The 18,778-nt window shown below is 60.0% G+C and carries 17 protein-coding genes; 9 read left to right on the top strand and 8 right to left on the bottom strand.

The window, feature by feature from the left end:
- Both LJE93_01140 and LJE93_01145 read left to right on the top strand, forming a co-directional pair.
- A partial coding sequence (locus LJE93_01140) for a hypothetical protein (GenBank protein MCG6947508.1) occupies positions 1-920 on the top strand: 920 nt, incomplete at its 5' end.
- A gap of 80 nt (positions 921-1,000) precedes the next feature.
- Entirely contained in the window at positions 1,001-3,211 is a 2,211-nt protein-coding gene (locus tag LJE93_01145) for a GAF domain-containing protein (GenBank protein ID MCG6947509.1), read from the top strand.
- A gap of 20 nt (positions 3,212-3,231) precedes the next feature.
- Here LJE93_01145 and LJE93_01150 read toward each other — a convergent pair whose 3' ends face one another.
- A complete protein-coding gene (locus tag LJE93_01150) occupies positions 3,232-4,617 on the bottom strand; it encodes a DUF4388 domain-containing protein (GenBank protein MCG6947510.1) in 1,386 nt (461 codons plus the stop codon).
- A gap of 38 nt (positions 4,618-4,655) precedes the next feature.
- Here LJE93_01150 and LJE93_01155 point away from each other — a divergent pair, with 38 nt between their 5' ends.
- Entirely contained in the window at positions 4,656-5,522 is an 867-nt protein-coding gene (locus tag LJE93_01155; GenBank protein ID MCG6947511.1) for a RimK family alpha-L-glutamate ligase, read from the top strand.
- A gap of 12 nt (positions 5,523-5,534) precedes the next feature.
- On the opposite strand, the gene LJE93_01160 is transcribed toward LJE93_01155, so the two are convergent.
- Together LJE93_01160 and LJE93_01165 are read right to left on the bottom strand one after the other, a co-directional pair.
- Positions 5,535-6,050: a ferritin gene (locus LJE93_01160; protein MCG6947512.1), complete on the bottom strand. Its 516-nt coding sequence runs from the start codon at positions 6,048-6,050 to the stop codon at positions 5,535-5,537.
- 13 nt (positions 6,051-6,063) lie between these two features.
- Positions 6,064-7,014, bottom strand: coding sequence for a hypothetical protein (locus tag LJE93_01165; GenBank protein ID MCG6947513.1), 951 nt, complete (start codon positions 7,012-7,014; stop codon positions 6,064-6,066).
- A gap of 27 nt (positions 7,015-7,041) precedes the next feature.
- On the opposite strand from LJE93_01165, the gene LJE93_01170 reads away from it, so the two are divergent.
- Both LJE93_01170 and tyrS read left to right on the top strand, forming a co-directional pair.
- Complete coding sequence (locus LJE93_01170; GenBank protein ID MCG6947514.1) at positions 7,042-9,036, top strand: hypothetical protein; 1,995 nt, start codon at positions 7,042-7,044, stop codon at positions 9,034-9,036.
- Between the two features lie 27 nt (positions 9,037-9,063).
- Positions 9,064-10,287, top strand: a complete 1,224-nt coding sequence (tyrS, locus tag LJE93_01175) for a tyrosine--tRNA ligase (GenBank protein ID MCG6947515.1) — start codon at positions 9,064-9,066, stop codon at positions 10,285-10,287.
- A 140-nt stretch (positions 10,288-10,427) separates the two neighbouring features.
- On the opposite strand, the gene LJE93_01180 is transcribed toward tyrS, so the two are convergent.
- On the bottom strand, positions 10,428-10,895 hold the full coding sequence (locus LJE93_01180; protein MCG6947516.1) for a transcriptional repressor: 468 nt from the start codon (positions 10,893-10,895) through the stop codon (positions 10,428-10,430).
- 258 nt (positions 10,896-11,153) lie between these two features.
- Between LJE93_01180 and LJE93_01185 the strand changes: the two genes are divergently transcribed.
- The 4 genes from LJE93_01185 to LJE93_01200 all read left to right on the top strand — a co-directional run bounded on the left by LJE93_01185 (position 11,154) and on the right by LJE93_01200 (position 15,786).
- Positions 11,154-12,686 carry a cytochrome ubiquinol oxidase subunit I gene (locus LJE93_01185; GenBank protein MCG6947517.1) on the top strand — a complete coding sequence of 511 codons (1,533 nt, stop codon included), beginning with the start codon at positions 11,154-11,156 and terminating at the stop codon, positions 12,684-12,686.
- On the top strand, positions 12,683-13,801 hold the full coding sequence (locus LJE93_01190) for a hypothetical protein (GenBank protein MCG6947518.1): 1,119 nt from the start codon (positions 12,683-12,685) through the stop codon (positions 13,799-13,801). The genes LJE93_01185 and LJE93_01190 overlap by 4 nt, the downstream gene beginning before the upstream one ends.
- Positions 13,802-13,879: 78 nt before the next feature.
- Positions 13,880-14,572: a GntR family transcriptional regulator gene (locus tag LJE93_01195; GenBank protein ID MCG6947519.1), complete on the top strand. Its 693-nt coding sequence runs from the start codon at positions 13,880-13,882 to the stop codon at positions 14,570-14,572.
- A gap of 8 nt (positions 14,573-14,580) precedes the next feature.
- Positions 14,581-15,786: an aminotransferase class V-fold PLP-dependent enzyme gene (locus LJE93_01200; GenBank protein ID MCG6947520.1), complete on the top strand. Its 1,206-nt coding sequence runs from the start codon at positions 14,581-14,583 to the stop codon at positions 15,784-15,786.
- Here LJE93_01200 and LJE93_01205 read toward each other — a convergent pair.
- The 4 genes from LJE93_01205 to LJE93_01220 form a co-directional block, all read right to left on the bottom strand.
- Positions 15,763-16,074: a BolA family transcriptional regulator gene (locus tag LJE93_01205; GenBank protein MCG6947521.1), complete on the bottom strand. Its 312-nt coding sequence runs from the start codon at positions 16,072-16,074 to the stop codon at positions 15,763-15,765. The genes LJE93_01200 and LJE93_01205 overlap by 24 nt on opposite strands.
- Before the next feature lie 81 nt (positions 16,075-16,155).
- Positions 16,156-17,370: a sensor domain-containing diguanylate cyclase gene (locus LJE93_01210; protein MCG6947522.1), complete on the bottom strand. Its 1,215-nt coding sequence runs from the start codon at positions 17,368-17,370 to the stop codon at positions 16,156-16,158.
- 142 nt (positions 17,371-17,512) lie between these two features.
- Positions 17,513-17,713, bottom strand: coding sequence for a twin-arginine translocase TatA/TatE family subunit (gene tatA, locus LJE93_01215; protein ID MCG6947523.1), 201 nt, complete (start codon positions 17,711-17,713; stop codon positions 17,513-17,515).
- A gap of 20 nt (positions 17,714-17,733) precedes the next feature.
- A complete protein-coding gene (locus LJE93_01220; GenBank protein MCG6947524.1) occupies positions 17,734-18,705 on the bottom strand; it encodes a phosphotransferase in 972 nt (323 codons plus the stop codon).
- Between the last annotated feature and the right edge of the window lie 73 nt (positions 18,706-18,778).

Here is an 18,778-nt window from a genome sequence, read left to right on the forward strand (position 1 = left end):
ACATGCGAGAAGGTCGGATGAGAGGTGTGATCATCGGGTTGCTGGCGGCGATCGCGACGTCCACCACCGCGCCGGCGGCCGCGCAGCTTGCCGCGGACTGGATGGTTTCCGCTGCGGCCCACAATGCCGGGTCGAAGGGTACGTTTTGGAGGACCGATCTGTCACTCCATAACCCACACAATTACGATCTGCCGGTCGTCATTCAAGCCCTGCCGAGCAACAGCGTTAATTTCGAGGTGCCGACAATCGATCTCACCCTCTATCCGTGGGAGACCGTCAGTCTGTGGGATGTGCTCGGTCCGGAATACTTCGGTCTCGATGGATCGGCGGCCATCCTCGCATACGCCGATCTTTCGCTCGGCTGCGATCCGATCGAGGATTGCCATTTCTTGGTGACCTCTCGCACCTATACGCCGGAGCCAGGCGATGGTGTCGGAGAGTACGGGTTGACGGTACCGGGCTTTGTGATCGGTCGAGCTACCGACTGGTGGAATTTCGGCTACGCAGCCGGGCTCCTCAACGACGGCAACGCATTCAGGTGCAATGCGGGAGTGGCTTCCTGGACCCCGGATTGGACCCGTTTGCGCCTCGACGTTCAGGACGCCGCTGGGAATATCGTGGCCAGCGAAATATTCGATGTGCCGCCATACGGACATGTCCAGCGCAGACTCCGCGCGAGCGGTGACGGTGGGGCTCTCGTTTTCTATCTCGAGGACGGTCCGGGCGATGCCCTCGTCTTTCCCTACGCGACCGTTATCAACCAGCGAACGGGAGACGCGAGCTTCCTTGCCGCGGAGCCTTCGCGCGTGGGAGCGTCCGTCACGAAGGCCCACCCGACGCCTGGCGGACGACCCAGTGCTCCGCAGGCATCGAAGCGTGACGTGCTGACCGTACGGCAGACTGGACGCGGGGCTCGATAGGCGGCCCGGGGCCGTACGATATTTCGTTGGAAATTTCCCACGGGGTAAAATACGTTCAGGAGTAGGCCGTCGGGAGAGGTATGGTCCAGTTCGACAACGAATACCGACAGATCAAGATCAAGGTCGTCTATTACGGCCCGGCGGCCGGCGGCAAGACAACCTGTCTTCAGCACATTCACCGAACGATCGACCCGGAGCGTCGAACCAAGCTGTACTCTCTCAACACGGCTGCGGATCGCACTCTCTTTTTCGATCTTCTCTCCTTGAACCTCGGCCGCGTTCGTGGGTATCGCCTCGCCCTGCAGCTCTACACGGTACCGGGGCAGGTGCAGTACGACGCCACACGGCGCACGGTTCTCGCCGGTGCGGATGGGGTCGTGTTCGTCGCAGATTCCCAGAACGAGCAGCTCGAAGCGAACGAAGAAAGCCTCGAGAACCTCTGGGAGAACATGGACGCCAACGGTCTCGACCGCGAGACGGTGCCGGTGGTTCTTCAATACAACAAGAGGGATCTCGGTCCGATTCAATCGATCGACGACATGGACGCCTCCCTCAACACGGCACGCCTGAAGGCATTTCCAACTGTAGCGATCACCGGGGAGGGGGTGCTCGAGGCTTTTGCCGCCATCGGTGAGCAAACCCTGGCGTCGGTGGCTGACAAACTCGGAGTCGGAACCAGCCCACAGGCGACAGCTCGCCTCCAGGCGCAGATGCACAAAGCGGTGCAGCCTTTCATTGGTGCGGTGGAAGATGCGGAGTCGGCAGCCGAAGATGTAGAGGTCACCTTGACCCCCCCCGATGCCGAATCGGGTGAGGTGCTGAAGCAGGATGCTCTGGTGAGAGAGGCGGTTCGCACCAACCTGGAACTGACCCAACTCAACACCAGACTCGACGACGTCAGTCGGCAACTAGCGCGCAAGGTGCGTGTGATGGACAGCATCTCCCAGTTCGGCAACGCCGTTAGCAACCAACGAGATCCGGCAAAGGTCTTGCGCCTTCTCATCACCGAAGCCATTCGCCTGCTCCAGGTGCGGGGGGCCTCGGTCATCATCATCCCGGGTACCGGTCGCGCGCGTGAAGCCGTTGTTCATGGATTCAAACAAGATCCTCTGCTGCAGGCGATGGACTCGGCCGGAGCGTCTATCGCTGAAGTGCTCCTCCAAGACAAGAGACCGCGGCTTTTTTCACCTCAGGCGAACGAGGACGATGGTGGGGATGCCATGGTGGCGATCGAAAATGCGGGCTTCACATCTGCCCTGGCTGTCCCCATGATGACACAGGACAAAGCGGTGGGTCTCCTGATGACGTACGGTGATGAGGACCGTGCGGATTTCGACCAGGATGATCTCCAGCCCGCCGCAGTGCTGGCGTCCACCGCCGCCATGGGATACGCTAACGCGATCGCCTGGAGGCAGATGCAGGAGGTCAGCAGAAGCCTCGAGACGAAGGTCGAAGAGCGAACGCGCGCGCTCAAGGAGAGCCTTCAGGAATCCCGTCAGCTCGCTATGGATCTCGAGGAGAAGCAGGATCTGCTTGAGAAGGCCTATCGTGATCTTGAAGCCCTTGACGGGGTCAAGAACCAGCTTATCAACCGGTTGTCGCTTGACCTGAGAACTCCCGTGACCTCGTTGTATACCGCGGCGAAGCTGTTCCACCGTGGAACGGAGGTGCCGCCGGAAAAAGCAGAGCGCCTTCTGACGATCATCCACGATGAAGCGGAAAAGCTCATGGAGATCGTTCAGAGCGTTTTCCAAGCGTCAGTGATTGCATCAAACGACGGCGATCTCGAACGTCACTCGGTGCCCGCACAGGAGCTCATTCGCAAGGCTGTTGCACCACTTCGCGATCTCGCAACGGAACGGGATGTTCGCCTTCAGGTTCTCATTCCGAGCGGCCTGGAGACTATTTCCTGCGAGCCCGAGAGCACAGAGGCTGCCCTTCGAGCGGTGATCAGGAACGGGGTCGAGTTCGGTGGTGGCGGTGAGGTGAAGCTCGAGGTACGTCGCGTCACCCATGACAGTGATCCCTGGCTTCAACTTCGCGTGACCGATTCCGGCACCGGTATCCCCGAGCAGGACCTGCCGCGCGTCTACGATGCGTTCTGGCAAGGCGATGACTCGAGCGCCGGCAAGCGTCACGGCATCGGGCTCGGACTAACGATCGCCAAGCGTGTGATGGAAAATCATGGGGGGTCCATAGCCATCAGTCGGGGCGAGAACGGAGGCGCGGAAGTCGTGATGTCAATTCCACAGACTACACCGACCCCGGATGGCAGCTCTACGCCGGGTTGAGTGAACGCTCGCCTGAGGGCTCAGTCTTCGCCCGACAACACCTCTTGGGAAAGTGCAACGTCGGCTACTTCACGCGCGGCGTCTGAAGCGAGAGCGAGAACTGCCGGCGTGGCGACCTCGAGCATGACGTCGTCACCCTCTGGAACCGTAGAGGGCCAGGTGGAGGCGGACGGCAGACACTCGCATCCGATCTGTAGACACGCGCCGAGCGGTGTTGCCGATCGTGGGTCCAACACCCTCCGGATCGCGGACGGAAAATCGGCCAGGTGTGCAAGCCTGGAGCCAACCCTGCGCGAGATGTGTTTCAGCAGTGTTCTCCGCAGGTCCTGATGGGGCACCGGGAGAGTCGTGAGGACCCAGAGCACCAGATCGGTGGGAACGGTCACGAGGTGCACGGCGAGTGATGCGGTTTCGGGCGGCACGTCAAAATGAGGGGCTGCGGCTGCCGCCGTCTGAGACCACGTGTCCACCACCTGACGGACCAGGCCATCCAGCTTCGGTGCCTCGGGCCGGTTCAAGAATCCGCTCCCAGCCATTTCCTCCCACAGGTTGAGATCGGCCGCGATGGTTTCCAGTTCGCGAAGGGACAATGGTCCCTGATGACTACGGTTTTGCACGGTGCACGCAAGCACCATCTGGTTCCACACGGCGTGCGGCCTTCCTGCGAGAGGAATCGACTCTTCTTTCCCGGACAGAGCGTTCAGGCCGTCTATCTGGCCCGCTGGCACGGGCACGAGACCGGGGCTCGACGAAAGCCACTGCGCGATGGTGCTGACGATATCGCCCACCAGATCGTGGAATTGGCTGAGTTGTACTCCATCGATCGAATCTTCACTTGTCACCCCCTCGCGGATCATCGACCAGAAGAGATCCTCGAACGCCTTACCGCTAAACGGAAGCTCGTACGAGCGGCGTTCCACCGTTCCGACACCGTTCTCGTCGGACCGCCGAGCAGCCTCCATCAACAGGTGACTCGGCTCGACGTTCAGGCTCAAACCGAGAATGTCGAGCACCGGGTGGTTCGGTATGAATTCAAAGCTCACCGCGGGCGCGATCAGTATGCGACTGGTAATCGCTTCGGCGAGGTCGGTGAGGCTGGCTTGAAGATCTTCCGCCGACACTCGACCTTCAGCGATAAGAAGATCGGTGAACAGGGCACGACGGAGCATCGACGTTGCAAGCAGTCGCCTTAGCTCAGTGACTGGTATCAGGCTGCGCTTGGTGAGCCAGGTGGCAAGCCGCTCCTCCGGAATCGTGGACGAGGCGTAGCACACCCGGCCTTCAATGAAGTCGAGCCGACGTTCGCCGCGTGTGTCCTTCAGAATGAGGCGGCCGCTCACGCCGCCCATCTGCAGCCACTGCAAGAGATCCCCGAAATGGAGACGGTCGAGGTTCCCTTCGATCATCCCTCCAGTATAACGGGCCGCTGCGCTACCATCGGCAGGTGCAGCTCTTGATCCTCACCGCTCGCCCTGATGTGCGCACCAACGCCCGTCTTGTGGAAGCGGCTCGAGAACTGGATGTTGCGGTGTTGTTGGTAGACGCCGCCACTGTGACCGCGTTTCTGGCAGATGGCCAGATCAAGCCTCTTGGCATCGGAAACGAGGCGCGAGAATCCTCGGTTGTCTTGGCCCGAGTGGGGAACTGGCGGCCCGAAAGCATGTTGGCAGTTCTGGATGCTGCGGTGGCCGCCGGATGTGGCACCCCGAATCCTCCGGCAGCCATCCGAATCGCGCGTGACCACTGGGCGACCATGGTGGCTCTCAATGACGCGGGTCTCGAGATTCCACCTACCATCGCAGGATCTGACCCGGAGGCCCTGGCGCGAGATGTGATCCGTCATATCGGGCTTCCGGCTGTCGTCAAGCAACGTAGGTCACGTATGGGCGTCGGTGTCATACGGTGTGCGACGCGCGACCACCTCGAGGCAGTTCTCGATTCTCTCTGGCGAGTTGGTGATGAGATCGTCGTTCAGCGCTGGTTGGCGGGCGGCGAAAGCACAGTGCGTCTTTTGGTCGTGGGGGGCGAAGTCATAGCCGCGGCACGTTTCAACGCTTCGGTGGGGGAGTGGCGTTCCAATGCCGCTCGCGGCGGATCGGCGGAGGCGTACGATGCGCCTTTGAATGAAACCGCTCTCGCAGTTGCCGCAGCGAGGACCATCGGACTCGGACACTGCGGCGTCGACATCGTCACCAGGGACGACGGACCGACAGTGCTCGAGGTCAATCCGACGCCAGGATTTCTCAAGCTCGAAGAAGTGACGGGCGTAGACGTTGCCCGGGCGCTGGTCGAGCACGCGGTCGCTCGCTGAGGATTCCGCTCGCTATTGAGTGGATTCAGAGTCGGTGGCGGCCGCCGGCCTGCCGGCGAGTTCGCGGTCGATCATCAAGAGACCGTGCGGGCTGTCCTCGACCATCTTGACCTGGTGATAGAGCGTGTCGGCGGTCGCTTCCTCCTCGACCTGCTCGTTCACGTACCAGTGCATCATCACCGTAGTCGCATGATCGTTTTCCGCCGAGGCGAGATCGGCGATCTGATTGATGCGCTGGGAGATGTGCCGCTCGTGGTTGAGCACGGACTCGACCGCAGAAGACGGAGAGGGCCACTCATGTTGCGGCGCGTCGAGGGCCATCAGCTCAATGGTTCCGCCACGTTCGGCGAGATGGTCAAAGAGTTTCATCGCGTGCGCGAATTCCTCCTGCGCTTGGACCCGCATCCAGTGGGCAAAACCGTCGAGGTGGTGAGCGGTGAAATACGCCGCCACCGACAGGTAGAGATAGAACGAGAAAAACTCCGCTTGAATCTGTTCGTTCAAAGCCTTTTCGACCTTTGGGTTCATGACTGGGTCTCCTTTATTGGGATGGCTCCGGGTGGGAGGATCCACCATCGACGCCGCCCGACAGTATAGCGTTTCCGTTCAACCTCCAGGGTTGGATCCAGGGGCGAATGTTGTTGAACGCTTGTGGATGGCCCCAAATCACTCCCGCCCGCCCGCCTTTTTCCAGCGGTCTGCCAGCGAGCCAAAGAGTTCCCCCGAGAATCACTGCTGCACTCACCACAACCATGATCTCCGTGGGCTTTGGCAGTTCGAGGGGCCACACGTAGGGCGCCGGATAACGAATCCAGGCGAACACGATCGTGGCGGTCAGCGGCAAAATGGCCGCCGCCGCCGCAAACACCGGCACAGCGCTACGCACAACGGAAATCAATATCAGCCACGCAACAGCCGGCAGCACGAGGTGGATGACGACGACCATCATGCGTGTCGCACGACGGATTTCCGGCTGCCGCCTTCGCGCCAATTCGAGTAGGCGAAGGGCTGGTAGCAGAGAAACTGTAGCGGCGAGAATCGGTCCCGCCCAAATCCAGTATTCAGGCCAACCGTGGAGGGAAAGAAACCGTCCGAGGTGTCCATCATTCGTATCCAGCATCGGCATGATGGCGACGGCCGCGATCGACATCGCCCAAGCCATCTGGACGACGGCAAGCTCTGTGACGAATGATCGAGCTCGCGGGAGAAAACCGACCGCGGCGGCCGCGACTGCCAGCGGTACGAGGGCCGAGCCGAGCCAGTAGCCGAACGCGGCAGGTTGCGAGGAAAAATTGAGAGTCGGCTGATTGACTAACGCCCATACCTGTCGATCAACAGGGATGGAGATTCCAATCCAATCGCAGCCACCGAAGAGCGCACCGATACCCTGCCCACAGACGGCACCAATCAGCGCCGAGGGAAAAGCGAGAGCAGCGGTGAGCCAGGAGATGGCGATGACGGACAGGCTCGTGGTCCGAGGTTCGGTCTCCATCGCCGGCATGCTACCATGACGGCCGCGATGAGGGTGCAAGGTAAGTATCTCCAATGCTTTGTGTTGCCTGTGATGTTGGCGGTGGCGTTGCCGGCAGGAGGTCAGGCTCTATTCTCCGAATACTTGGGGAACGGCACCGAATTGTTGGTCGTGACGCAACCATTGACGGATGCAACGACAATTATCTGGCCGGTTGTCGAGAACGGTCGCAATGTGTCCAAGGCAGTCGTGAGCGGTGATCTGACCCTGGTTGACACGCTCGAATCAGCCCTGGCCCTCGAGCAGGCGACAACCGTGCCGCCGGTCGTGATTGCGGTTGGCGGGGTTTCAGTGCCGGACCTTCGCACCCTCCTCGATCGCATCATCGATGGCCGCCCACCGTATTCCATTTCGCAGTCTCCCGAGACGCCAGTCGTGGAAGGTCGCGTCGAAAGACGGCTCGGAGCGCCCGGCACCGAGGCCCAGATCAGGCTCGAAGTGAACCTGCCGAGCCCCTCAGATCCGAAGAGGAGCTCGATCGAGGTCCTTTGGGATGTCTTGCCAGATGTCCTGGCTAATGGAGATCTTTCCGGTGTTCGAAGCCGCGTTGAAGGAAACCGTGCTCTCCTCGAAGCACAGGCCGACTCGTCATCCGCAGATCTCGCCTCCGTCCGGTTGCGGCGCGGCATCGCGAGGTTCGCCGAGAACCCTGCGGTCCAGGAGGAGCGGGTCGACGCCTCAGCACAGAGTCTGCGCGTGCGCAGGCAGGCACTGTTGGAAGAGCATCCGGACGCCGCCGAGTTGTTGCTCGAGCTCTGGCTCTCCAGTGGCACTCCCGCGGTTCGTGAGTTTCTGTTCGGGGTCGACGGAGTGACTCTGCAGACTGTGCGCGCGGCGGCGATGGCGTGGCTGCCCCAACATCCGGGGAGCATTCTCATCACCCTGCCCCCGAGGTCGTTCAATCCGCGGTTCGCAGCACCGCCGGTGACGATGCAACTCGAAAATGGCCTGTCTGCCATTGCACTCGGGAGATCCGGACTCAGTCTTGCTGCCCTGTGCATGAGGCCCGTGGTCATCCCGGATCTGGATGAGGAGGTGGCGGCAACTGTGCTGGCTCGCTTGGCTCGAGAGCTTCGCGAGTCGGAACAACGCCCCGGATGGGTGCGAGTCGACGTGGAACCGCCACAGATCCTGATTGCGGCTCCCGTGGAGCAGTTCAGCGAGCTCACGGAAGCGCTCCGTTTCGCCTCGGCGCAGGCGGAGGGAGACAACAGACCGGTCATGCCTGGCGGAGGGAGTGCCCGTCGCCGGGCGTTACGTCTGATGGCTGGTACCCTCGGAGTGGCGGAGGGATCGAGCCTGTCCCCGTCAACCCTTTTGGCGTCCGGGAATCTCGCGCTCGGCATCGTGGCCGAGGATGCCGAGGCAGCATCGGAAGCGATTCGAAAATTCTGGGCGGGTGAGACATCACGAGTCAGCAGCGCCGCCGTGGGACAGATCGCGGCAGTTCCCAAGACCAGGGAAGCAGCAGCCGGAAGCGACTCGGTCCTGGTCGCCGCGCTCGAGTTTCCGGCAATGCTTGATGAATCTCTCGTGCTCGTGATGGCCGAACTCCTCGAGGCTCGGGGCACCGAGTTGTTGGCTGAGGGATCGATCGAAGTCTTGCAGCCCTTCGTTCCGGGGCACCGGGTGTTGCTGGTCGTAGCCGAGGCACAGGCCGGCCTCGACGAGTTGGAAGCTGCCCTCCAGGATATCTGGCCGCGCATGACAGCGTCGGCGACCGAAGACGAGCTCAACCCGGTTCAAAGACGAGCGGCCGCTACCAGTGCGGCGGCCTGGAGCGGGACCACCGGACAAGCCTGCCGGTGCGCAGCGGTCGCCTCTGGTGCGGCCAGATGGAGACCGGCAACCGATCTCGAGCTGGCCATTCTCTCGATTGCACCGGAGGAGATCAACGCTGCGCTCGAGAGCGTGTCGATCTGGGGGCAGCTGCCGAATACCGGGGCTGGTGTGCTGCCGATCGTCGAGCTCGACGACAGGTGAACTGGTATTTCGAACGAGGAGGCCGAGGTGCGATCGGACATCGATGAACAGCTCGACTATCTGACCAAAGGTTGCGTTGACGTCGTTCCAGCCGAGCAATTGGCAGAGAAGCTGAGCAAGGCAAAAAAGACCGGGAAGCCGCTCGTGATCAAAGTGGGTTTCGACCCATCTGCCCCCGATCTTCATCTCGGCCACACGGTTGTGATTCGCAAAATGCGCCATTTTCAACAGCTTGGACACCGGGTGGTGTTTCTGATAGGGGACTTCACCGGGTTGATCGGAGACCCGACGGGAAAGAAGAGCACGCGCCCTCAGCTCACACCCGAGGAGATCGAGGAGAACGCGGCCACATACCGGCGCCAGATATTCAAACTGCTCGATCCCGAGTCGACGGTCATCGATTTCAACTCACGCTGGTTGGGTTCGCTGAGCTCGGCGGACTGGATCCGGTTGGCAGCCAAGGTGACGGTCGCACAAATGCTCGAACGAGACGACTTTAGGACCCGCTACGAAAACCAACAACCGATCGCTCTGCACGAGTTTCTTTACCCACTCGCCCAGGCGTACGACTCGGTGGCGCTCGAGGTCGATGTTGAGCTTGGAGGTACCGACCAACTCTTCAATCTGCTGGTTGGGCGTCATCTCATGCGAGAGCATGGGATGGACCCACAGGTCGTCATGACATTGCCCCTTCTCGAAGGGCTCGACGGTGTCGAGAAGATGTCGAAATCGCTCGGCAACTACGTGGCGGTGGAGGATGAGCCAGCCGAGATGTATGGCAAATTGATGTCCATATCGGACGATCTGATGTGGAAGTATTGGCTTCTCCTGACGGACCGCAGTGCGGAGGAAATCGAGGCCGAGCGACAACGGGTGGCGAACGGTGAAATTCATCCGATGGACGTCAAAAAGGAGTTGGCCTCCACAATTGTCACGGAGTTTCACTCAGCCGAGGAAGCCGAAGGTGCGAGGCGAGAGTTCGAGCGGGTCTTCTCTTCGGGTCAACTCCCGCAAAACATCCCGGAACGGTTTGTTGAATCGACCGGTGAAACGATGCTTCTGTCAAGAGTCCTCGTAGAGGGCGGCCTCGCCTCGTCCAACTCCGAGGCGAGGCGGCTGATCCAGCAGGGCGGGGTCAAGGTTGATGGCGAGGTGGTGGGGGACATCAAGGCCACGATCGCAACCACCGGGATCGACCCGATTCTGATCCAGGTCGGAAAACGTCGGTTCGCCAGGGTAACCTTCACCTGATCCACACAAGCCCAGCAATCGAGGAGCGAAAGCTCTGGCCCCCCAGCCGGAGGGACAGGAAGGGCTTCGTCGACGAACCGTAAGTCCTTGATGAAAAAGCCCCACAACAGCAGCGGGGCGTAGGTTGGTCGGTGTATCGATCAGAAGAAGGACGTATCCTGCTCGACCTTTTGGCCTTCTTCGCTGAGGCCCTGGATCTGGATCGATATGAAGGTCGGTCGGAACTTGTGCTCCTGGCACAAGCGACGGAGCCTTTCGTCGAGGTCAGCATCCCAGAACTCGATGATTTTTCCTGTCGCGGTACAGACCATATGATGGTGGCCACCACCGGGCTCCATCTTTTCGTAGTAGTAGTGCTCGCGACCGAGCCGGCTCTTTCGAACCAGTCCGCATTGGACCAGCAGGTCGAGAGTCCGGTAGACCGTTGCACGGGATACTTTTCGCTGCTTGCTCTTCATCCTCGCCAACAGATCGTCCGCATCGAGGTGCTCGTCGGTGGCGAAAATCTCGTCGAGCAGAGCGAGACGTTCCTGGGTCACCTTGAGGTTGTTTTCCCTCAGGTACTGAATGAAGAGTTTCTGCGCCCTCTGTGCAAGTTTGCTGCTCATACCTTTAATCCAGTCTCATTATCATAGTCTCGATAAACGGTAGCGTCGATGAGAGGTTGTGTCAAGAGACCAGAAGATGGTTTTCCGCACGTGCCTGACCGGCGATTGCTGGCGCCGACGGAGCAATCGTCCCGCTGGGATGGCTTCAAGAGGTGTGTCATGGTGAAGATTGTTCATATGTAGGCGATTTATTTCGAGGGGTTTGCGCCGCGAGATCGAGGGTGGTATTTTTTCCGCAGAGTTCCTTTGGAGGGTGTTATGGACTATCCGATCTGGGACCTCGCGTTGGGTGGCGGGATGCTGATGGCGTTGGTGGCGATACCGCACGTTATCGTCTCGCATTTCGCGATCGGCGGCGGGTTGTTGATTGTCGTCACCGAGACGCTGGCGGTGAAACGGGGCGATGCCCAGCTGCGTGAGCTCGCGAAACGGTCGTCGCTCGTCCTGATCCTCGTTTCGACGGTTTTTGGTGCGATCTCCGGGGTTGGTATCTGGGTGGTTGCGGGACTGATTTCCCCGGCCGCCATCTCAGCATTGATCCACACCTACGTCTGGGGATGGGCGATCGAATGGGTCTTCTTCATCATCGAAATCGTTGCTGCCCTCGTGTACTACTCGACCTGGGACAAGATTTCGAAGGGCGCCCACCTGCTCGTCGGCTGGCTCTACTTCGTAGCAGCCTACCTTTCGTTGGTGATCATCAACGGCATCATCACTTTCATGCTGACGCCGGGGCGGTGGCTCGAGACCCACGCCTTTTGGGATGGCTTTTTCAATCCGACCTACTGGCCCTCTCTCGTCCTGCGCACCGGCATTGCAATACTGATGGCGACCGCCTTCATGGTGTTTCCGGCTCTCAAGGCGATGGCCGATCGACGGTCGGGAGTTCTTCGCTATCTCGGGTGGTGGTTGGTTGGCGGAGTCGTACTCTCCTATGCGGGATACCGGTGGTGGGAGGCGGTTCTTCCGGCGACGGTGCGAAACCTCTTTAGTGGGGCTGAACCAGCGTTGCGAGCCCTTGCCGAAACCCGCAGCTTCACCCTTTGGGCCCTTGCTCTGACGCTGATCATCGGGTTGATCATTCTTTCTGTTGCGCCACGCCTGGCGCGGCCGCTGACCGCGATGTGTTTGGCCGTGGCGGCTTTCGCGTTCTTCGGTGGCTATGAGCGGCTTCGTGAAGGGACGCGAAAACCGTTTCTCATCCACAGTCACCTCTTTTCGAACGGCCTTCTCGTCAGCGACATCCAGGCGATCAACGATACCGGTGTGCTGGCGCGCTCCGGCTGGGCTGCGAGGGGCGCAAATGACTCCCTCAGCGCCGGACGAGAGATCTTCCGGGCCCAGTGTTCGAGCTGCCACACGCTCGACGGATACCAGGGTATTCGCCAAGCCTTGCCTTCTTACGATGACATGATCGCGGTGGTCTCTGACCAGCCCGCCGGGAGCGGCGATCTCGCCTTTGCAACGGAATGTGCGTCCTGTCACACGGACGTGACTGCTTCAGAGATGCGCGAGATGCTGCCGTCGAAGGACGAGATCGTTGCCGATCGAGGTTTTGTTGATGGTTTCAACTACGGCATGATCTATGGCGTCGTGACGGAGCTCCACGAGATGGGAGAGGCTTACTCTGCAATCCCTCGCGGACAGCTCATCGACACTAGCGAGTTTCGCTCCTCCTATATGCCGCCCATAGTGGGCACAGAGGAGGAACTGGATGCCCTGGTCGAGTATCTCGCCTTCATTTCGCGTGGCGATGGAGTGGCGTTGGACGAGAACGGAGGTGAGCGATGAACCCAAACTTGATTCCCGCAGTCGATCCCGCTGGCCTGCCGGGACCACCATGGTTGTTTCACATCCTCTTGGTCTTCACCTTCATTCTCCACCTGATATTCATGAATCTGACCCTCGGCGGCACGCTTCTCGCCCTGGTTGCGCACCTCAGGAGCGGAGGCAGGCGGAGCGACTTTCGCGGCGTTCTCGCTGGCCGTCTGATGGCCGTCAACAATTACGGTATCTCTCTGACCATCACCACCGGAATCGCACCACTGCTCTTCATCCAGCTGATCTATCAGCAGTATTTCTACACTGCGACCATCCTTCTCGCTCCAGTGTGGCTTGCCATGTTGGTATTGCTGGCGGCAGGCTATTACGCCGCCTATTTCTACAAGTTCCGGGGCGCTCCGGCTCGGGGCGAAGGTGGGGGACTGTGGCTCGGCGCAAGCGCACTCATGTTCGTGCTGATCGCCATGATTCACGTGGCGGTCAACCTGGTGCATGCCCAACCCGAGAAGTGGGCCAGCCTGGCGGACGGTGGCTGGTCGGTGCTCGGCGATCCCGCCTTCTGGCCGCGCCTCCTCCACTTCGTGCTCGCCGGCATCGCATTTGCTGCCCTAGTGACGACCTGGTGGGCGACGAGGCGAGCTTCTGACGGCAGCGACGAGGAAACCAACACCGCGATTGCGCGCTGGGCATGGCGGTGGGCGTTGTGGACAACGGTTCTCCAGGTGGCGGACGGCTTTCTCTTGCTGATGGTGCTACCGCGACCGGTGCTGCGGGGATTGATGTCCGGGGGGATCGCGACGCTCGGCCCGATGACGTTGGGCATTTTCGCCGGGATCGGCCTCCTGATGATGCTTGCACGGGTGTCCAATCCGGTGGAGAAGCCGACTCTCGTGACGGGGACCCTTGCTGCGATGACGGTGACGATTGCCATCATGAGTATCACTCGACATCAGATTCGAGGACTGTATCTCGAACCAACTCTCGCCCAGACAAGCTTCCAGGTCGTGCCCCAGTGGGGGAACTTCCTGCTTTTCGTCGTGATTCTGGTGGCTGGCCTAGCGACGGTCGCGTACATGGTGCGGCGCGTTCTCGTATCGCCTGCTGACGGCGCTGACGCAGCATAGGCTCGACTGAGCTCGGAGCCCTTTCGAAGGGTTGGTCTCGAATTTGATTTTTGTATACAGTTTGTATACGATCTTTTCGTGGGGAATGGAGCGTTGGCACAGATCGTCGAAAAGAGGACTGCAGCCGAGCAGGTTTATCGAGCCCTCAAGCGCGACATCATCACGCTGCGTCATCGCCCGGGCGTATCGCTGACCGAACACCAGCTTGCCGAGCTTTACGGGACCAGCCGCGTTCCAGTGCGCGAGGCGTGCAGGCGGCTGGACCAGGAGGGACTTCTCACCGGGCGACCGTATCGGGGTTATTCGGTGAATCAGATTTCTCTCAAAGAGATTGGGGATTGCTTCGACCTTCGGCTTGGTCTCGAAACGCTGGCCGTGAAGCTGGTAATTCAACGTTCCACGGACACCGATATCGAACGTCTGCAGGAGCTTGCAAGCACCGAATACACTTTTCACGATTGGGACTCCTATGTCGAGTTTCTGGATCGAAATCTCGATTTCCACATTCAGCTGGCAACGCTGTCCCGGAATGATCGGCTGGTATCGGCCCTCCGAGACCTCCTTGGAAGCATGCAGCGGTTTTTCTTTCTCGGTCTTGACCTGGGCGATTTCGCGTCTGAAATGCGGGGCGAGCACGAAGAGTTGGTAACGCTTCTTTCGGGTGGCAACGCGGATGACGCGACGGCCTGCCTGAAGAGACAGATTTCATCATCGCGCGACCGCATCCTGCGCGCGCTCATCGAAGACAGGATCGATATTCCGATTGAATGAGGTACACAATGTCTGACTTCGTCTATCTCGACAACGCTGCCACGACTTTTCCGAAGCCGCCCGAGGTCATACGGTACATGTGCGATTTCTACCAGACACGGGGCGTCAACCCTGGTCGTACCGGGTTCGACCTTGCTCTCGAGGCCGAGGAGACACTGGCCAATGCGCGAAGGGCCTTGACGGAATTCTTCGGGGGTAGTGAACCGAATCGCCTCGTCTTCTCCCATAACGTCACAGATGCGCTCAATCTTCTTATTTCAAGCGTCCTCACATCCGGAGATCATGCAATCACCACCTGTCTCGAGCACAACTCGGTGCTGCGTCCCATGTATTTGCACCGGGAGCACGGCGTCGAGGTGGATTTCGTTCCCTTTGACGGCGACGGCTATGTTGACCCTGACGATATTGCCAGCCGGATCCGATCCAACACCAAGCTGGTCGTCATGAATCACGGTTCGAACGTCATCGGAACAATCCAGCCGGTAACGGAAGTCGGTCGTCGCTGTCGTGAGAGCGGCGTCCTGTTCGCCATTGACGCCGCCCAGACCGCTGGTCTGGTGCCGATCGATGTGGACTCGATGAATGTTGATGTTGTGTGCTTCACCGGTCACAAATCGCTCTTCGGCCCCTCCGGTACCGGAGGCATGTACGTTGGCGAGCACGTCGATATCAAGCCCTGTCGCGCGGGTGGCACCGGCGTCATGAGCGCCCTCAAGCAGCAGCCGGATGCTTTTCCGTGGAGGATGGAGTTCGGCACGGTGAACACGATGGGCGTTTCCGGCCTGCTGGCGGCACAGAACTGGATCTCTGAGCGCGGTGGCGTCGAAACGATCTTCGACCATGAAATGTGCCACGCGCGGCGCCTGCATGAGGGCCTTTCGGCCATCGACGGAGTTCGACTCTACTGTGCAGATCTCGAACGGGATCATCTGCCAGTCTTCGTGTTCAACATTGACGGCCTGCCGGCCGACCAGGTTGGTACGTTCCTCGATGTCGAGCACGATGTCATTACGAGGACCGGCCTCCATTGCGCCCCGTTGGTCCACGAGGGCATCGGGACCTTTGACGATGGCGGTACAGTTCGCTTCTCGCCTGGCGTGTTCACCAACGACGAGGACGTGGAACACGCAATCGGTGCGGTCGCCGAAACGGCCAAATATGCTCGGTCGAAGCTCGGTACGTCGCGGCCTTCAACCGTTGTCGCCCGCGTGTGAGCGCTCGTCATTCGACCACTCTTCAGGGGTCAGCGTGCGCATCGAGAGCGCGTGGATGTCGTTCGTCAATAGGTCTGCAAGGGCCTGATAGACAAGACGCTGCGCCGCCACCCGGGAGAGACCTCGAAAACGCTCCGAGACAGCGACAACCCGGAAATGCCCTGCACCGTCTTGTGTCCCCGCGTGACCCTCATGAAGTGCACTCTGGTCGACTACCGATACGTATTGGGCTTCGAGCTCGAGCAGGAGTGCGTTTTTGATCTTTTGTGCGCGGTCTGACTCTTCCATCGTTGGATCGCATCCTCCAGCCGGTTGTCGACAGACAACCACTTTGCCGAGGAGTATCTTCCCGGTTTGGGGATGGACTCATCAATCCGGGCCCGACGAAGGGCCGGTGGCGCCTTTCCCGATACCTGCAGCGAGACGGCGAGCGAGCTCCCAATACGGCACGGTGCGATTGCGACCAAGCTCCTTTGCCGCGTACATGCAGGTATCGGCCTTGCGAAGTAGCAGTTCTTTTGCCTTTTGCGCATTATGATCGCCGGGGTCGAGTTCGGGCAGGATGTCGGCCTGCAATGTTGCGATGCCAATCGAGCACGTCACCACACCCTCGATCCGAAGCTCCTCACTCCCTTCGGATTTGTCGACATCGGCGGTGACGACGAACGCTCGATCCGCAATGTTCTGCCGAATCGTCTCCGCCACCCAATAGGTTTCCTGACGACCGGCGCCCGGCAAGGCAATCACGAATTCATCTCCACCATAACGTGCAGCCACCCCTGCTCCGGGGATGATCTGTTTCAGGGTTGCTCCGACCTGTGCAAGCAAACGGCTTCCGATCAAATGTCCGTGGTTGTCGTTGACCTCTTTGAAATGGTCGAGGTCGAGGAAAATGATTCCACACTCAGATCCAGTCGCGACGGCGTCATCGATGATCCTCGCCAAGCTGCCGTGAAGATAGCGATCGTTATAGAGCTCGGTCAGTTCATCTCTCTTGGCGATTTCCCGTGCTCGCTGGGCGTCGATGGCATTGAGAACCGAGAGGGAGATGGTCTGCGCGAAGATTCCAAGAAGCGCAACGTCGGCGGCCGAGTAACCGCTTCCTCCCGAGTGGTTCAGAAGCTCGATGACACCAATCGTACGGCCGTCGGCGGTGAGCGGTGCGCCGACGACGGAGTCAATCTTGAAACCGATCCGAAGACCGGGCCCGCTGCGAAAGACCGGGTCGGCGAGAGGTTCGGAGCATGAGTAGGGCTCTCCGGTTCGGTATACCTCGCCGATGATGCCCTTGCCAGTGCTGAACCGTTCCTCCATGAGGTCGTCGGATTTCGGTCCGAACCCGGCGATCACCACTAGCGAAAGGCTGTTCCCGTGTTCGTCAACGTCCAGAGGGTCATCGAGGTAGATGGTTCCCGCTTCTGATGGTAGGAAATCGTTGGCTCGGCGGAGAAGCTCGCGAAAAATCCGGTCGAGATCGAGATCAGCCCCCGCTGCCGATCGGTGCTCACGCTTGAGAAAATGCGCGAGCTTGGCACTACCGATGCAGTGAATTCCCGGTCGTGTCGCCGGAACGCCCTCAACCATACACTCCAGAATATCAGGAAGTGTCCAGCGGCAATATCGGTTGAGTCAGAAGGCGCATATCAGTACGCCGCGGGACAGGAAGGTTCGATCGCTGCCCAGACCAAGGAGTTTCTGCCACGGGTTGCCGTACGGTCAGCACGGGTCACGCGTCGCTGGCATCCTTGGCCGCACCCTCTTCCTTCTCGTCGGCAGGGGGTTTTTCCTCTGAGCGCACTGAATCCTTGAAGTTGCGAATTCCCTCGCCGAGCCCCTTGCCGAGCTTCGGCAGTTTGTTCACGCCGAATATCAGGACGACTATCGCGAGCAGAATCAAGAGCTCCGGAAGACCCAGACTTCCGAACATTTGGACCTCCTAGTCGAGCGTCACTCGCGATCCGTTCCACAGTTTCCGCCGTCGTGACGCCGCGACAAGTCTAGCAGAAGGCCCACCAAGTCTGAAGGAGCATTTGTATCACCCACCTCGGCGGCCAGATCGCGGGCCAGCGGTTCGATCCACTGTTCATAAGACGCGGCGCCGGTTGCCGTCAAACGGGCAAAAGTTCCGAGAACCTTCAATCCTCTTTGGATCCGCACCAACAGAAAGCGCTCCGGCCAGCCGGCCTCGGCTCGAGTTGCAGTCGCCCATGCGTTCTGAATTCTCTGCCTTTCTACTGCAGCAAGCACCCGAGGCATCGCGCGCTCACCCAGGAGAGACGCCATGTCGTAGGTGTCGGGCCCGATCAGAATGTCTTGATAGTCGATCACGCCCACCTCTTCTTCCGGCAAGAGGAACAAGTTGTTGAGGTGGAAATCGCGGTGGCAGACACGCACCGGGTGCTCGTTGATGATGGCCGCAAGCTCATCGAGCCAGTCGCCGATAGCTGGCGATGGGTTGGCGTTCATAAGATGGCGCATGACCCACAATTCGAACCCTGCAAGCTCCCACCGAAGTCGCTTGCCGTGCAGCGGTGAATTCCACCGGGGGAGTTCATCGGGCGGCAATTCGGCAAGTCTGACCAGGGGTCGCAGGCAGCGAAGTGCGAGCTCTACCCTTTCATCAGGACGAGCAATTTCAAGGGTCCGCTCGGCGTCTTCAACCCCGAAATCCTCGTGCACGGCCCAACCGTGGCCAAGATCGTGGTCCAAAAGCGACGGAACCCTCAGACCGTGCTCCTCGCACCACATGCGCACTGAGAGATCTCGTTCGAGCTGATCGCGGACCGAGCGCGGATAGCGAACGATGACCGCCGAGCGCCCGAGACGATCCCAGATGCGTGCATACCGCCTGTGTGACGCGTCGCCAGCCAATTCCCGTTCACGAACCCAGGGATCCGGTAGGCGCTGGAGCATCTTCATGCGGCCACGCTAGCAAAGGTCGTTCTCGCGGACAATGAGGTAGGATGGGAAGAAGGTGCCTGGACCAGAGGTT

It is taken from the genome of Acidobacteriota bacterium, from assembly GCA_022340665.1.
GTDB lineage: Bacteria > Acidobacteriota > Thermoanaerobaculia > Thermoanaerobaculales > Sulfomarinibacteraceae > Sulfomarinibacter.

Bases quoted from the DNA above. Each gene is read 5' to 3' on its own strand.
- LJE93_01220 (MCG6947524.1), bottom strand. From the start codon at position 18,705: ATGAAGATGCTCCAGCGCCTACCGGATCCCTGGGTTCGTGAACGGGAA.
- LJE93_01190 (MCG6947518.1), top strand. From the start codon at position 12,683: ATGAACCCAAACTTGATTCCCGCAGTCGATCCCGCTGGCCTGCCGGGA.
- LJE93_01170 (MCG6947514.1), top strand. From the start codon at position 7,042: ATGAGGGTGCAAGGTAAGTATCTCCAATGCTTTGTGTTGCCTGTGATG.
- tatA (MCG6947523.1), bottom strand. From the start codon at position 17,713: ATGTTCGGAAGTCTGGGTCTTCCGGAGCTCTTGATTCTGCTCGCGATA.
- LJE93_01180 (MCG6947516.1), bottom strand. From the start codon at position 10,895: ATGAGCAGCAAACTTGCACAGAGGGCGCAGAAACTCTTCATTCAGTAC.
- LJE93_01160 (MCG6947512.1), bottom strand. From the start codon at position 6,050: ATGAACCCAAAGGTCGAAAAGGCTTTGAACGAACAGATTCAAGCGGAG.
- LJE93_01200 (MCG6947520.1), top strand. From the start codon at position 14,581: ATGTCTGACTTCGTCTATCTCGACAACGCTGCCACGACTTTTCCGAAG.
- LJE93_01210 (MCG6947522.1), bottom strand. From the start codon at position 17,370: ATGGTTGAGGGCGTTCCGGCGACACGACCGGGAATTCACTGCATCGGT.
- LJE93_01165 (MCG6947513.1), bottom strand. From the start codon at position 7,014: ATGGAGACCGAACCTCGGACCACGAGCCTGTCCGTCATCGCCATCTCC.
- LJE93_01150 (MCG6947510.1), bottom strand. From the start codon at position 4,617: ATGATCGAAGGGAACCTCGACCGTCTCCATTTCGGGGATCTCTTGCAG.
- LJE93_01145 (MCG6947509.1), top strand. From the start codon at position 1,001: ATGGTCCAGTTCGACAACGAATACCGACAGATCAAGATCAAGGTCGTC.
- LJE93_01185 (MCG6947517.1), top strand. From the start codon at position 11,154: ATGGACTATCCGATCTGGGACCTCGCGTTGGGTGGCGGGATGCTGATG.
- LJE93_01205 (MCG6947521.1), bottom strand. From the start codon at position 16,074: ATGGAAGAGTCAGACCGCGCACAAAAGATCAAAAACGCACTCCTGCTC.